15 protein-coding genes are annotated in these 14121 nt (G+C 72.7%); 8 read left to right on the forward strand and 7 right to left on the reverse strand.

Features of this window, described 5'->3' with window-relative positions:
• Positions 1 to 26: 26 nt before the first annotated feature.
• Both gcvP and Aph01nite_RS12205 read left to right on the forward strand, forming a co-directional pair.
• On the forward strand, positions 27 to 2822 hold the full coding sequence (gene gcvP / locus Aph01nite_RS12200) for an aminomethyl-transferring glycine dehydrogenase (RefSeq protein ID WP_204040941.1): 2796 nt from the start codon (positions 27 to 29) through the stop codon (positions 2820 to 2822).
• A 90-nt stretch (positions 2823 to 2912) separates the two neighbouring features.
• The gene (locus Aph01nite_RS12205) at positions 2913 to 3413 is read left to right on the forward strand and encodes a hypothetical protein (RefSeq protein WP_204040942.1); all 501 of its coding nucleotides are present in this window, start codon (positions 2913 to 2915) and stop codon (positions 3411 to 3413) included.
• Positions 3414 to 3442: 29 nt separating this feature from the next.
• On the opposite strand, the gene Aph01nite_RS12210 is transcribed toward Aph01nite_RS12205, so the two are convergent.
• Positions 3443 to 3790, reverse strand: coding sequence for a hypothetical protein (locus tag Aph01nite_RS12210; protein ID WP_204040943.1), 348 nt, complete (start codon positions 3788 to 3790; stop codon positions 3443 to 3445).
• Positions 3791 to 3905: 115 nt separating this feature from the next.
• Between Aph01nite_RS12210 and Aph01nite_RS12215 the strand changes: the two genes are divergently transcribed.
• Complete coding sequence (locus tag Aph01nite_RS12215; RefSeq protein WP_204040944.1) at positions 3906 to 4520, forward strand: alpha/beta hydrolase family protein; 615 nt, start codon at positions 3906 to 3908, stop codon at positions 4518 to 4520.
• Here Aph01nite_RS12215 and Aph01nite_RS12220 read toward each other — a convergent pair.
• Together Aph01nite_RS12220 and Aph01nite_RS12225 are read right to left on the reverse strand one after the other, a co-directional pair.
• Positions 4504 to 4704 carry a DUF5999 family protein gene (locus Aph01nite_RS12220; RefSeq protein WP_204040945.1) on the reverse strand — a complete coding sequence of 67 codons (201 nt, stop codon included), beginning with the start codon at positions 4702 to 4704 and terminating at the stop codon, positions 4504 to 4506. The genes Aph01nite_RS12215 and Aph01nite_RS12220 overlap by 17 nt on opposite strands.
• Before the next feature lie 253 nt (positions 4705 to 4957).
• Entirely contained in the window at positions 4958 to 5533 is a 576-nt protein-coding gene (locus Aph01nite_RS12225; RefSeq protein ID WP_204040946.1) for a TetR/AcrR family transcriptional regulator C-terminal domain-containing protein, read from the reverse strand.
• A 143-nt stretch (positions 5534 to 5676) separates the two neighbouring features.
• Between Aph01nite_RS12225 and Aph01nite_RS12230 the strand changes: the two genes are divergently transcribed.
• Both Aph01nite_RS12230 and Aph01nite_RS12235 read left to right on the forward strand, forming a co-directional pair.
• Positions 5677 to 6054, forward strand: a complete 378-nt coding sequence (locus Aph01nite_RS12230; protein WP_204040947.1) for a hypothetical protein — start codon at positions 5677 to 5679, stop codon at positions 6052 to 6054.
• A gap of 89 nt (positions 6055 to 6143) precedes the next feature.
• Positions 6144 to 6896 (forward strand): VOC family protein, encoded by a 753-nt coding sequence (locus Aph01nite_RS12235; protein WP_204040948.1) that lies wholly within the window; start codon positions 6144 to 6146, stop codon positions 6894 to 6896.
• Here Aph01nite_RS12235 and Aph01nite_RS12240 read toward each other — a convergent pair.
• The 3 genes from Aph01nite_RS12240 to Aph01nite_RS12250 form a co-directional block, all read right to left on the reverse strand.
• Positions 6893 to 8200 carry an RNA polymerase sigma factor gene (locus Aph01nite_RS12240; RefSeq protein ID WP_239161614.1) on the reverse strand — a complete coding sequence of 436 codons (1308 nt, stop codon included), beginning with the start codon at positions 8198 to 8200 and terminating at the stop codon, positions 6893 to 6895. The genes Aph01nite_RS12235 and Aph01nite_RS12240 overlap by 4 nt on opposite strands.
• Before the next feature lie 191 nt (positions 8201 to 8391).
• Entirely contained in the window at positions 8392 to 8694 is a 303-nt protein-coding gene (locus tag Aph01nite_RS12245; protein ID WP_204040949.1) for a hypothetical protein, read from the reverse strand.
• Between the two features lie 49 nt (positions 8695 to 8743).
• The gene (locus tag Aph01nite_RS12250) at positions 8744 to 9862 is read right to left on the reverse strand and encodes an AMP-binding protein (protein ID WP_204040950.1); all 1119 of its coding nucleotides are present in this window, start codon (positions 9860 to 9862) and stop codon (positions 8744 to 8746) included.
• Positions 9863 to 9969: 107 nt separating this feature from the next.
• Between Aph01nite_RS12250 and Aph01nite_RS12255 the strand changes: the two genes are divergently transcribed.
• The 3 genes from Aph01nite_RS12255 to Aph01nite_RS12265 all read left to right on the forward strand — a co-directional run bounded on the left by Aph01nite_RS12255 (position 9970) and on the right by Aph01nite_RS12265 (position 13364).
• On the forward strand, positions 9970 to 10917 hold the full coding sequence (locus Aph01nite_RS12255) for an o-succinylbenzoate synthase (protein ID WP_275419186.1): 948 nt from the start codon (positions 9970 to 9972) through the stop codon (positions 10915 to 10917).
• A 40-nt stretch (positions 10918 to 10957) separates the two neighbouring features.
• Entirely contained in the window at positions 10958 to 12616 is a 1659-nt protein-coding gene (gene menD, locus Aph01nite_RS12260; RefSeq protein WP_204040952.1) for a 2-succinyl-5-enolpyruvyl-6-hydroxy-3-cyclohexene-1-carboxylic-acid synthase, read from the forward strand.
• 103 nt (positions 12617 to 12719) lie between these two features.
• Complete coding sequence (locus Aph01nite_RS12265; protein ID WP_204040953.1) at positions 12720 to 13364, forward strand: DedA family protein; 645 nt, start codon at positions 12720 to 12722, stop codon at positions 13362 to 13364.
• Here the strand turns inward: Aph01nite_RS12265 and Aph01nite_RS12270 are convergent.
• Entirely contained in the window at positions 13345 to 14088 is a 744-nt protein-coding gene (locus Aph01nite_RS12270; protein ID WP_204040954.1) for a GntR family transcriptional regulator, read from the reverse strand. The genes Aph01nite_RS12265 and Aph01nite_RS12270 overlap by 20 nt on opposite strands.
• Positions 14089 to 14121: the final 33 nt, after the last annotated feature.

Raw genomic sequence — 14121 nt, forward strand, 5'->3', positions numbered from 1 at the left:
GATGGTCTACGCCCTGGAGCCCTGTCATGACCGTATTCTCCGAATTTGTCGGCCGTCATATCGGTCCGTCCGCTGACGAGCAGGCCCGCATGCTGGCCGCCGTCGGTTACGCCACCACCGAGGACCTCGTGGGCGTGGCCGTGCCCAAGGCCATCAGGACCACCGACCCGCTGGCCCTGCCGCCCGCGCTGAGCGAGGCCGAGACCCTCGCCGAGCTGCGCGAACTGGCCTCCCGCAACCAGGTGCTGACCTCGATGATCGGGCTCGGCTACTACGACACGATCACGCCCGGCGTGGTGCTGCGCAACGTGCTGGAGAACCCGGGGTGGTACACGGCGTACACGCCGTACCAGCCGGAGATCTCGCAGGGGCGGCTGGAGGCGCTGCTCAACTTCCAGACCGTGGTCACCGACCTGACCGGCCTGGACGTGGCCGGGGCCTCGCTGCTGGACGAGGGCACGGCCGCCGCCGAGGCGATGACCCTGGCCCGCCGGGCCTCCCGGCAGCGCAGCGCGGTGTTCGTGGTGGACGCGGACGCGCTGCCGCAGACCAAGGCCGTGCTGGCCACCCGGGCCGAGCCGCTCGGCATCGAGCTCGTCGAGGCCGACCTCGGCGGGGAGCTGCCCGAGTGTTTCGGCGTGCTGGTGCAGTACCCGGGCGTGAGCGGGCGGGTGCGGGACTTCCGCGACCTGGCCGCGCGGGCGCACGCGATGGGCGCCGAGGTGGTCGCCGCCGCCGACCTGCTCGCGCTGACGCTGCTGGAGACCCCCGCCGCGCTCGGCGCCGACATCGCGATCGGCTCCTCGCAGCGCTTCGGCGTCCCGTTCGGGTACGGCGGCCCGCACGCCGCCTACCTGGCTGTCCGGGAGGGACTGCAGCGGCAGATGCCCGGCCGCCTGGTCGGGGTGTCGGTGGACGCCGACGGCCGGCAGGCGTACCGGCTGGCGCTGCAGACCAGGGAGCAGCACATCCGCCGGGAGAAGGCCACCAGCAACATCTGCACCGCGCAGGTCCTGCTGGCCGTGATGGCCTCCATGTACGCGGTCTACCACGGCCCCGACGGCCTGCGCCGGATCGCCCGGCGGGTGCACGGGCACGCGGCCCTGCTCGCCGAGGGCCTGCGGGCCGGCGGCGTCGAGGTGGCGCACGGGGAGTTCTTCGACACCGTGCTCGCCCGGGTGCCCGGCCGGGCCGCCGCGGTCGTCGGGGCCGCCCGCGAGCGGGGCGTGAACCTGCGCCTGGCGGACGCCGACCACGTGGGCGTCTCCTGCGACGAGAAGACCACCCAGGCGCACCTGGAGACGGTCTGGGCGGCCTTCGGGGTGCCCGCGGTCTCCGGCGGCCCGGCGGCGCTCCCGGCGGCCCTGGAGCGCACCTCGGGCTTCCTGGAGCACCCGGTCTTCCACACTCACCACTCCGAGACCTCCATGCTGCGCTACCTGCGGAAACTGCAGGACAAGGACATCGCCCTGGACCGGTCGATGATCCCGCTGGGCTCGTGCACGATGAAGCTCAACGCGACCACCGAGATGGAGCCGGTGACCTGGCCGGAGTTCGCCGGCATCCACCCGTTCGCGCCGGCGGACCAGGCCGGCGGCTACGCCGAGCTGGTCCGGACCCTGGAGTCCTGGCTGGCCGAGGTGACCGGCTACGACGCCGTCTCGCTGCAGCCCAACGCCGGGTCGCAGGGTGAGTTCGCCGGGCTGCTGGCGATCCGCGCCTACCACCGGGCCAACGGCGACCTCGGGCGGGACGTCTGCCTGATCCCGTCCTCCGCGCACGGCACCAACGCGGCCAGCGCGGTCATGGCCGGCATGCGGGTGGTCGTGGTGGCCTGCGACGAGGACGGCAACGTCGACCTGGGCGACCTGGACGCCAAGATCGGGAAGCACCGGGCCGCGCTCGCCGCGATCATGGTCACCTACCCGTCCACGCACGGCGTGTTCGAGGAGGCCATCGCGGACATCTGTGCCCGGGTGCACGACGCGGGCGGCCAGGTGTACGTGGACGGGGCCAACCTCAACGCGCTGGTCGGCCTGGCCAAGCCGGGCGAGTTCGGCGCCGACGTGTCGCACCTGAACCTGCACAAGACCTTCTGCATCCCGCACGGGGGCGGCGGCCCGGGTGTCGGGCCGGTGGCGGTCAAGTCGCACCTCGCGCCGTACCTGCCGGGTAGGGGCGTGGGGGCGGTCAGCGCGGCGCCGTACGGGTCGGCGGGGATTCTGCCGATCTCGTGGGCGTACGTGCGGATGATGGGCGGCGAGGGGCTGAAGGCCGCCACCGAGCAGGCCATCCTGTCGGCCAACTACCTGGCCGTACGGCTCGCGCCGTACTACCCGGTGCTCTACACCGGCCGGGACGGGCTGGTCGCGCACGAGTGCATCGTGGACCTCCGCAAGATCACCAAGGACACCGGGGTGACCGTGGACGACGTGGCCAAGCGGCTGGTGGACTACGGGTTCCACGCGCCCACCATGTCGTTCCCGGTGGCCGGCACGCTCATGATCGAGCCCACCGAGAGCGAGGACCTGGCCGAGCTGGACCGGTTCGTGGCGGCCATGGTCGCGATCAGGGGCGAGATCGACAAGGTCGGCTCCGGCGCGTACGACCGGGAGGACAACCCGCTCAAGAACGCGCCGCACACCGCCGCGAACGTCACCGCCGACGCGTGGCCGCACGCCTACACCAGGGCCGAGGCCGCCTACCCGGTGGCGTCCTTGCGGGACTGGAAGTACTGGTCGCCGGTGGGCCGGATCGACCAGGCGTACGGTGACCGGAACCTGGTCTGCGCGTGCCCTCCGCTGGAGTCCTACGAGGACTGAATTACGTTCCCTTTGCGCATGTCTGCCGCGCCGCGGGGCCTCCAATCGTTAGGATCTCGATGATCCTTTCGTATTGGAGGCGCCCCCCTCATGACGGCCATCGATCCGCGGGCCGGTGCGGTCCGGCAGCTCGACGAGGCACGCCGTCTCTACGAGACGGGACAGCTGGACGAAGCCGCCGCGATCTTCGCCGCGCTGGCCGCGGACGAACGGTCGCCGGACCGGGAGCAGGCGGCGGCCGGGCTGGCCGTGGTGGCCGAGCGCATGGCCGAGATCCTGCTGGAGGAGGGCGATCCGGGGCAGGCGGCCGACCTGCTGCTGGAGGCGCTGGCCGTGCCGGGCGTGGCGGACTCGGCGCGCCTGCGGGTGCTGCTGGGCATCGCCCATCTGGAGCTGGCCTGCGCGGAGTTCGCGGGCGCGGTCGAGGCCGGGCCGGACGCGGACACGGCCGCGCTGGCCATCGAGCTGCTGGCCCGCACGCTGCCGCTGCGCGGGCGCGACGGCGACGCGGAGACGGTCTGGCGCTACGGTCTGGACCACGAGGACGGTGCCCTCGCGGCCCAGGTCAAAGAGCGGCTCGACCGGCCCTGAGAGCCGGGCGAGCCCGGGGGACCGGGCGGCTAGTGCCGCCGGCGGCCGAGCGCGTAGGCCACATTGATCAGCACGATGCCGCCCCAGGCCAGGAACAGGCCCACGACGCCCGCGTTCCCGGCCGCGATGGCCGTCAGCGGGATGGCGATGCCGAGCGAGCCGAGCGCCACGGGGATATGGGAGTTGTCGGGCTTGGCGGGCTTCTGGCCAGGGTGCGAGGACGCGGTGGCCACTTCCGCCCGGACCCGCGCGGTGATCTCGCGGTCGAGTTTCTCCAGGAACGAGTCGACGAGCGCGTCCTCGTACTCGGGACCGAGGTCCCGCCGGGCTTCGAGGGTGGCTCGCAGTTCCTCACGGGGCAAATGAGTGTCCGGCACGTAGTCAAATCTGTCACACGCCCGGCATGACGTCATCCTCCCTTCGGAGGACGAATCGGTAATGCCGCAGGGGGAGCGTGGCGGGCCCGCGGAGGAGGGGCGCTAGCGTCGGGGTATGGAGATCGAGACGCCGTCCGGTCCCGGCCTGGCCGAGATCGACGACGCGGCCGAGCCGTGGCTGCTGCTGGCGCTCACGCACGGGTCGGCCGGGGGAGTCGACGCCGTGGACCTGCTGGCGGTGCGGGACGCGTGCCTGGCGGCCGGGGTGAGTGTGGCCCGCGTGGTCCAGCCGTTCCGGCTGCGCGGGGCGCGGGCGCCCGGCTCCGCGGTCAGGCAGGACGAGGCCTGGCTGGCGCTGATGTCGGCGCTGCGGGAGCTGCGGCCCGGGTTGCCGCTGGTCCAGGGCGGGCGGAGCAACGGCGCCCGGGTCGCCTGCCGTACGGCGACGGCGGCCGGGGCGGCGGGCGTGGTGGCGCTGGCCTTCCCGCTGCACCCGCCGGGCAGACCGGAGCGGTCGCGGGCGGGCGAGCTACGCGGCGCGGGCGTGCCCGTTCTGGTGGTCAACGGCGACCGGGACCCGTTCGGGGTGCCGGAGCGCGCGGACGCGGACAGGCTCGTCGTGCTCCCGGGGGAGGGACACGATCTGAAGAAGGATCCGGCCCTCGTGGGCACGGAGTCGGCGCGATGGCTGAAGACGCGGATCAGACCAGGGCTCAGGCGGCCGAGCTAGCCATGTCGGTGGGCCGGTGCGGGGCGATCACGACACCGTTGGGGAGCAGCTCGCCGGTGTCCTCGAACAGGACGACACCGTTGCACAGCAGGCTCCACCCCTGCTCGGGGTGGGCCGCGACGGTACGGGCGGCTTCTCGATCCTTCGCTTCCGCGCTCGGACAGGACGGGTCATGAGGGCACATCGCCGGGGCTCCGTGTCTTTCTCGGGTCGCTCGTTGGACGGATCCCTCAGGTGTGCGGGGGACGAGCGCTGTGGTTGACGTATCAGTGGACTACACCAGTGTGTGGTAGGTCACTCTCGGAGGACATAGCCCGTTAGGACGATTTTCAACCGGTCCAGCTGGACGACCCCCGACGTGTGATCTGCGACACAAGAGTGCCCTATGGACGATAACAGCCCAAGCGCGACACGCCGTCGTTCCGGTAAATGAGTGGTTACATCCCACCCGCCCGGGCTAGACCGGCCAGCACCGCGTCCAGGCCGCGCTCGAAGTCGTCGTCGCCCGAATCGACCCTGGCGTGCTCCACCGTCGCGTCCGGGTCGGCCCAGCCGGAGCGCTGCACCTCCACCGCCACGCTCCCGAACATGTACGCGCGCAGCGTGCGCACCGCCCCCGCCGGGTCCGGCAGGCCCGCCTCGCGCAGGTGCTCGACCTGGTTGGCGATCGTGGCCAGGGCCATGCCCTTCGGCGGCTTGGTCAGCGCCAGGGACAGCACGCCCGGATGCTCCAGCAGCGCGGCCCGGCCGGCCCTGGCCCAGGCGCGGGCCACCTCCTGCCAGTCCTGCCCCGGAGGCTCCACGTGGATGGTGGTGACGTGCTCGGCGAGCGCGTCCATCAGCGCCTCCTTGCCCCGGGGGAGGTGGTGGTAGATGGCCATCGCCTCCACCTGGAGGGCGTCGCCGAGCCGCCGCATGGTCAGCCGCCGCAGGCCCTGGCCGTCGGCGATGTGCAGGGCCGCGTCGATGATGCGCTCCCGGGAGAGCGGGACGGGCGGTCTCTTGGCAGGCATGCCGAAGATCCTGCCACATGGCCTTACTTCGTACAGGCCGCCGCGCGGGCCGCCCTCGGTGACGGGGTCGCGGCCGGGACCGCGTACGCTACGGGCAGTAGGCATTGAGCTGAAGGCACTGAGCTGATTTCAAGGGGCTGACGATGGCGTTTTTCCGTCCGCGGGTGAGCCGGGAGGCGGAGGTCCGTTACCACGCCGACCAGGAGGCGGCGAAGGGCTATCCGGCGACGCTGGAGCGGGCCAGGACGGCGGAGCGGGAGCTGCGCGCCAAGCAGGCCGCGGGCGCGCGGGGCGAGGAGCTGCGGGAGGCCGGGGTAGAGCTGGACAAGGCGATCTCGGCGGCGCTGCGCTCGGCCGAGTCGGCCCAGCGGGCCACCTTCGGCGTCAAGGCCTACGACGACCGCATCCGCCGCAGGAAGGGCCGGGCCACGCCGGACGGCGCCAAGTGGACCGCCGAGGTGGACCGCCTGCGCACCCTGCGCGAGGAGCACCGCCTCAGGGGCATCGTGCGGGTGCCCTAACCAGGGGTCGCGGCCCGATCCGATCACGGATCGCGTATCCGCCCGGCACGTGCCGCCGCCGGAGCTTACCGTGAGGTACGGGAGGGCGGATGGCCGGACGGGCGCGATACGCGGCGGGCAAGCCGTGCTGGGTCGATCTCGGCACGGGGGACCTGGCCGGGGCTGAGGAGTTCTATCACGGGCTGTTCGGGTGGGATTTCGAGCCGCGCGGCCGGACCCACTCGACCGCGCTGCTGCGGGCGCAGCCGGTGGCCGGGCTGGGGCCCGCCCGGGAGGCCGGGTGGGTCACGCACATGGCGGTGGACGACCTGAACGACACCGTCGAGGCGGCCGTACGGGCCGGGGGCCGGCTGCTGCACGGGCCTGAGCAGGTCTTCGACGAGGGCCGGGAGCAGGGCTGGGGGGCGCTGCTGGCCGACCCCGCCGGGGCGGTGTTCGGCGTGTGGGAGGAGCGCGACCTCCCCGGCGCGGCCATGCACCACGTGCCCGGCACGTTCTGCTGGCACGAGCTGGCCGTGCGCGACACCGAGGCGGCGGCGGGCTTCTACGGGCGGGTGTTCGGCTGGCAGGGCCGGGTGTCCGGCAGCTACACCGAGTTCGACCTGCGCCGGCCGCGGGAGACCGTGACCGGCATGGTGGAGATGACCGACGCCTGGCCGGACGAGATCCCGCCGCACTGGATGGTGTACTTCGCGGTGGCCGACTGCCTGGCCGCGGCCGACCGGGTGGAGGAGCTCGGCGGGGTCGTGGAGATCCCGCCGTTCGCGCTGCCCTCCGGGCGGGTGACGGTGGCCGCCGACCCGCAGGGCGCGGTGTTCTCGCTGATCGAGCTGGCCGGCTAGCTGGCCCAGTCCAGCAGCGGGATGGTGTTGCTGGGGTGGCGCAGCTTGGACAGCGACTCCTTCTCCAGCTGCCGGATGCGCTCCCGGGTCAGGCCCAGGTGCTTGCCGATCTCGTCCAGGGTGTGCGGCTTGCCGTCGGCCAGGCCGAACCGCAGTGCCATGATGCGCGCCTCACGCGGGGACAGGTTGGACAGCACGCCGCGCAGCTGCTCGGCCAGCAGCTGCCGGTCCACCACCTCGGAGGCCTCCAGCGAGTCCACGTCCTCGATCAGGTCGCCGATCCGGGTCTCGCCGTCCTCGCCGATGGTGGAGTCCAGGCTGATCGGCTGGCGGCTGGTGCGCAGCAGCTCCTCGATCTGGTCGGGGGTCTTGTCCAGCTCCACGGCCAGCTCCTCCGGCGTGGGCTCGCGGCCGAGGCGCTGGTGCATGTCCCGCTCCACCCGCGACAGCTTGGACAGCATCTCCAGCACGTGCACGGGCAGCCGGATCGTCCTGGCGGAGTCGGCGAAGCCGCGCTGGATGGCCTGGCGGATCCACCACATCGCGTACGTGGAGAACTTGAAGCCCTTGGTGTAGTCGAACTTCTCGACGGCCCTTATGAGGCCCAGGTTGCCCTCCTGGACGACGTCCAGCAGGGCCATGCCGCGGTCGGTGTACTTCTTCGCGACCGAGACGACCAGGCGGAGATTGGCCTCCAGCATGTGGTCCTTGGCGCGGCGGCCGTCCTCGATCACCCACTCCAGGTCCTCGCGGAAGCCCGGCGGGAGCCGCTTGCCGGACTCCTCGGCCTCCTCCAGCTTGTACTCGGCGTACAGGCCGGCCTCGATCCTGCGGGCCAGCTCGACCTCCTGGGCGGCGGTGAGCAGGGTCCTGCGGCCGATGGACTTCAGGTACGTGTGGACGGAGTCGCCCATCACGGAGGTGTTGTCGTCGATGTCGATCGACTGGGCCTCCGCCTCGGCCTCCTCGGCGTCGAACTCCTCGTCGGCGACCGCCTCGGGGGCCTCCTGCGTCTCGGGCACGGCGGAAGTCTCGGTGGTCTCGGTGGTCTTGCTCGTCTTGGCAGCCGTGGTGCTCCTGGCCTTGGGAGTGGCCTTGGGAGTGTCGGCCAGGCTCACGCCGGCCTCGGTCAGCTCCCGCAGCAGGGCGCGGCCCTCGGCGGGGCTCACCCCCGCCTGGGCGAAGGCCTTGCGCAGCTCGGACAGGGAAAGGTGACCCTGCGCGCGACCTCGCTCCAGAAGCTGGTCGAGCGTCGTGGGGGTCTTCTCGCGCGCACGCGAGCTCGCCACGGCGGTTCGGGGCATGCGGACACCTCCTCCTTGACTTCATGCATAAAGTGGTTCTGGATGGGTTGTTTCCGGCCCGGTCAGGGAGTCGGCGGCGGTGGCTCGTCGCTCCGGCGTGCCAGTAGCAATAACGCGAAAAGGCGTGATTTGTTCCCAGGAACACCAGAAGGGGGCGGCGGTCGGCCCGCCCAGTGGTTCAGTTCAGCGGTTCAGTTCGGCTTGATGCTGATGGACACTTCCGGAATCGGCATCGGCTGAGCGTCCTCCAGCCGTTCCTTGGTCCAGTACTCGGTGATCTCCGCGGGGTTCCCGGGAAGATGGGTGGAGACCACGTAAGGCTCGGGCTCCTCGCTCGTCTCCACGGGCGCGGGAGTGGCCCGGGTGACCTCCTTCAGCTGGAGCGGCTCCTGCAACCGCCCGCCCGCCGCGGTCTGCGCGACGGCGACCCCGCCCACGAGGATCACGCCGACGACTCCGGCGGAGATCAGCATCCTGGGGGTGGGGAACAGCATCGGTACGTCCTCCCGGTGGCAGGCTTACGTCACATATGACGAGCGCAGGTCATATTTGGTTCCGCAAGGCGACCATATCGGGTTTACCGCTCGCGAGCAGCGGGAGGGAACGAACGCGCATGACCGCACGCGGCGCGGCGTAGGCGGGCAGGCGCTCCTTGGCGTAGGCGCGCAGTTCGTCGAGCCCGGCGGGACCGGCGATGACGGCGACCACGATCTCGCCCCACTCCGGGTCGGGACGGCCCAGCACGGCCACCTCGTCCACGCCGGGATGCCCGGCGAGCACGGCCGCGACCGCCCCGGCGACCACCTTCTGCCCGCCCGTGTTGATCACGTCGTCGGCCCGGCCGAGCACGGTCAGCCGCTCCCCGTCCCAGGTACCGAGGTCGGAGGTGACGAAACGCCCGCCGCCGAACGGCTCCCCGAACCGGTAGCCGGCGAACAGCACGGGACCGCCGATCATGATCCGGCCGTCCGCGCCGATCTGGAGGTCCACGTCGTCCAGGGGCGTGCCGTCGTACACACAGCCGCCGCTGGTCTCGCTCATGCCGTAGGTGGTGACGATCCCCGGGTGGGCGGCCAGCAGGTCCGGGGGAGCGGCGGCGCCGCCCAGCAGGATCGTGCGGAACCCGGACAGGTCGGCGCCCGCGTCCACCAGGCGGCGCAGCTGCGTCGGCACCAGGGACACGTGCTCGGCCACGGCCCCGGTCACCGCGCGCACGGAGAATCGTTCCCGCACGACCGGCTCGGTCTCGCTGAGCATGGCCCTGACCAGCACCTGAAGCCCCGAGATGTGGGAGGTCGGCAGGCAGCACAGCCAGCGTTCCCCGGCCCCGGCCCCGATCCTCTTGAGCGAGGCCGTCGCCGACGCGACCAGGGCCTCCGCCGTCAGCTCCACGCCCTTCGGCGTCCCGGTGGACCCGGAGGTGGCGATGACCACGGCCACCTCGTCCCGGACCGGCGCGCCGCCCGCGACCGGCTCCACGCCGTCCGGGGTGACCACGTGGGTGGGGCGCAGCGCGTCCAGCGTCGCGTTCAGGGCCGCCGCCGGGAGGCCGGGGGAGAGGGGCAGCACGGCCGGGCCGCCGCCGAAAACGGCGTTCCGCACCGATTCCAGGAGTTCCGGGCCGGGCGGGAGCAGCAGGGCATGGAGCGCGCGTTCTGGCACATCCGCAAGATTAGTCCGGCGGGCCGCGGACGTGCGGTTGCGGCGCGGCGGCTGGGAGGCCGCCGACGGGTGGTGCGAGGCTTGGTCCCCTGATCGGCACCAGCCCTGTGGAGGAGAGCGCGACGATGACGCGGGTCTTCGGCATTCCCATGAGCCTGCGGTTCCGCGGCCAGACGGACCGGCAGGGGGTGCTGCTGCGCGGCCCGGCCGGCTGGGGGGAGTTCTCCCCCTTCCCGGAGTACGGCCCCGCCGAGTGCGCCCGCTGGCTCGCCTGCGCCCGCGAGGCCGCGTACGACGGCTGGCCGGACCCGGTGCGCGCGTCGATCCCCGTCAACGCCACCATCCCGGCCGTGCCCGCGCGGCGCGCCCACGAGCTGGCCAAGGCGTCGGGCTGCGGGACCGCCAAGATCAAGGTCGCCGAGCGCGGCCAGGACTTCGCCGAGGACCTGGCCCGGGTGGAGGCCGTCCGGGACGCGCTCGGCCCCGGCGGCAGGATCAGGGTGGACGCCAACGGCGCCTGGGACGCCGCCGAGGCCGTCCGGCGGCTCAAGGAGCTCGACCGCTTCACCCTGGAGTACGCCGAGCAGCCCTGCGCAACCCTGGACGAACTGGCCGAGGTCAGGCGCAGGGTGGACGTGCCCATCGCCGCCGACGAGTCCATCCGCAGGGCCGAGGACCCGCTCCGGGTGCGCGCCGCCGAGGCCGCCGACATCGCCGTGGTCAAGGTCCAGCCCCTGGGCGGGGTACGGCAGGCCCTGCGCGTGGTCGAGGCCTGCGGCCTGCCCGCCGTGGTGTCCAGCGCCGTGGAGACCTCCGTGGGACTCGCCGCCGGGCTCGCCCTGGCCGCCGCATTGCCCGAATTGCCGTACGCTTGCGGCCTCGGGACCATGTCCCTCCTGACCGGGGACGTCGTCGTGGACTCGCTCGTCCCGGTGGCCGGGGAGATCGCCGTACGGCGCCCGGAGGTGGACGAAGCCGCGCTGGCGCGCTTCGAGATCGAGTCGCCGCAGTGGGTTCGACGGATGGAGGAGGCGGCCGCATGGCTCGCGCGCTGAAGGGTGACATCGGCCGTACCTCCCGCACGGCGGGCCTGTCGTGAATCCGGCCACCGCGCTGGCGACGGTGCTCGTGGACGAGCTGGTCCGGTGCGGGCTCACCGAGGTCGTGCTCGCGCCCGGCTCCCGCTCAGCCCCGCTGGCCCTGGCCGCGCACGCGGAGTCGCGGCTGCGGTTGCACGTGCGCATCGACGAGCGGTCCGCCGCGTTCCTCGCTCTCGGGCTGGCCAAGCGCGCCGAGAAGCCGGTCGTGCTGATCTGCACCTCCGGCACGGCGGCCGCCAACTTCTTCCCGGCCGTGATCGAGGCGCACGAGTCGGGGGTGCCGCTGCTGGTGCTCACCGCCGACCGGCCGCCCGAGCTGCGCGGCACGGGCGCCAACCAGACCATCGACCAGGTGAAGCTCTACGGCTCCTCGGTCCGCTGGTTCGCCGAGGTGGGGGTGGCGGAGGAGCGTCCGGGACAGGTCGCGTACTGGCGGTCGCTGGCCTGCCGCGCCTACCAGCGGGCGGCCGGGCCGATGGACCCCGGTCCGGTCCACCTCAACGTGGCCTTCCGCGAGCCGCTCGTCCCCGACGGCGACACCACCTGGTGCGAGTCGCTGGAGGGCGACGCCGGCGGCCCCTGGATCAGGTCCAGGGTGGCGCCGCCGTCGGCGGCCCTGCACATCTCCCCGACCCGGCGCGGCGTGCTCGTGGTCGGCGACGGCGCGGCCAACGTGCGGCGCTACGTGGCCGCGGCGGGCATGGCCGGCTGGCCGGTCCTGTCCGAGCCCAGCGGCAACGGCCGGTACGGCGACCACGCCGTCTCCACCTACCACCTCCTGCTCGGCAACCAGGCGTTCGCCGAGGCGCACGTGCCCGACGTGGTGGTCACGCTGGGGCGGCCCGGCCTGTCCCGGCCGCTGCTGTCGTGGCTGAAGCGCGCCCCCGAGCACATCGTCGTCGCCCAGGACCTGACCAGGTGGCCCGATCCGACCCGGTCGGCCACCCAGGTGGCGCAGGCGGTGGAGATCCCGGTCACGGCCGGTGACGACGACTGGCTGAACTCCTGGCGGCACGCCGACCTCACCGCCCGCGACGCGGTGGACCAGGTGCTGGACTCGGGCGGGCTGAGCGAGCCCAGGACGGCCAGGGACCTCGGCTCGCTGCTGCCCAACGGCGCCCAGCTGTTCTGCGGCTCCTCGCTGCCCATCCGCGACCTGGACTGGGTGATGCGCCCCCGGCGCGGGCTGCGGCTGATGGCCTGCCGGGGCGCGTCCGGCATCGACGGCGTGGTGTCGGCGGCGATCGGGGCCGCGCTCGCCCACAACGGGCCCTCCTACGCGCTGGTCGGCGACCTCACGTTCCTGCACGACCAGAACGGGCTGATCCTCGGCCCGCGCGAGCCCCGGCCGGACCTGTGCCTGGTGGTGGCCAACAACGACGGCGGCGGGATCTTCTCGATGCTGCCGCAGGCGGGCCTCGGCGCGCCCTTCGAGCGGGTCTTCGGCACGCCGCACGGGGTCGATCTGGGGTATCTGGCGGCGGCGACGGGCACGCCGTACACGCGGGTGGAGGAGCCGGACGAGCTGTCGCGGGCGATCAAGGGCGACGGGCTGCGGATCGTGGAGGTGCGGACCGACCGGGCCGCCTCGGTGACGGTCCGCGGCGAGCTGCGCCAGGCCGCCATGGACGGGCTGGCCACCCTGGGCTACTGACGGCCGTCCGCAGGTCCGCCGCAAGGCGCGCCTGAGAGGCTCCGTGGTCGGAGCAGCCTTCCGGTCAGGGAAGAATGAGCTGTCCGGGACGACAGGGGTGAGCATGCACGTCGAGGAATGGTTGCAGACGATTCCGGCCATCTGGGTCTACGCGCTGGTCGGCGCGGTGATCGGGCTGGAGAGCCTCGGCATTCCCCTGCCCGGGGAGATCGTGCTGGTCAGCTCGGCGCTGCTCGCCGCCAAGGGTGTCGTGGACCCGGTGACCGTGGGGGTCTGCGCCAGCACCGGCGCCATTGTGGGCGACTCGATCGGTTACCTGATCGGCAAGAAGGGCGGCAAACCGCTGTTCGACCGGCTGGGCCGCCGCTTCCCCAAGCACTTCGGGCCCGAGCACATCGCCAAGGCGGAGTCGATGTTCCAGCGGCACGGGATGTGGGCGGTCTTCTTCGGCCGGTTCGTGGCGCTGCTGCGCATCCTGGCGGGGCCGCTGGCGGGGGCGCTGCGCATGCCGTACTGGCAGTTCCTGGTGGCGAACGTGCTGGGCGGGATCGCCTGGGCGGGCGGCACCACGGCGGCCGTGTACTACCTGGGCGTGGTCGCCGAGCAGTGGCTGAAGGGCTTCTCGTGGGTGGGTCTTGTGGTGGCCGCGCTGTTCGGGATCACCTCCACGCTGTGGCTGCGCAGGCGGGTCGCGGCCAGGGCGGCCGGGGATGTCACCGCCGACGCGGTCAGCGCTCGATCAGCGTGACCTCGAGGGAGTAGTGCGAGGCGCGGTAGGAGTGCGAGCCGTGCTCGACCGCGCGGCCCTGGTCGTCGTACGTGGTCCTGACCATGGTGAGCAGCGGCGCGCCGCGGCGTTCGCCGAGCAGGCGGGCCTCGGACGGGGAGGCCGCGCGGGCGCCGATGCGCTGGTTGGCCACCCGCATGCGCACGCCCGCGCCGCGCAGCAGCTCGTAGAGGCCGCGCTCGGTCAGGGCGTCGGCGGTCAGCGGCGCCAGTCCCGGCGGCAGCCAGTTGCGCAGCAGCGCGAGCGGCTCGCCTGAGGCGAAGCGCAGCCGCTCCACATGCACGACCTCGGCGCCGATCGGGACCGAGAGCGTCTGGGCGACGGTCTCGTCGGCCGGGAGGGCGCCGATGGACAGCACCCGGGTGGCCGGGTCCTGGCCGGCCCTGCGCAGGTCGTCGTAGAGGCTGGTGAGCTCGACCGAGCGTTTGACCTGGCCGTGCACGACCTGGGTGCCGACCCCGCGCTTGCGCACGAGCAGCCCTTTGTCCACCAGGTACTGGATGGCCTGCCGGATCGTGGGCCGGGACAGCCCGAGCCGGTCGGCCAGCAGGATCTCATTGTCGAGGCGGGAGCCGGGGGTCAGCTCGCCGGTCCTGATCGCCTCCGAGATCTGCTCGGCCACCTGGAAGTAGAGGGGGACGGGGCTCGACCGGTCCAGGTCGAATTCCAGCCGGGTCGAGGTCACTCTCCGAGGTTAGCGGAGGTCAGAATGTCCTGA

It is taken from the genome of Acrocarpospora phusangensis (assembly GCF_016862995.1).
Taxonomy (GTDB): domain Bacteria; phylum Actinomycetota; class Actinomycetes; order Streptosporangiales; family Streptosporangiaceae; genus Acrocarpospora; species Acrocarpospora phusangensis.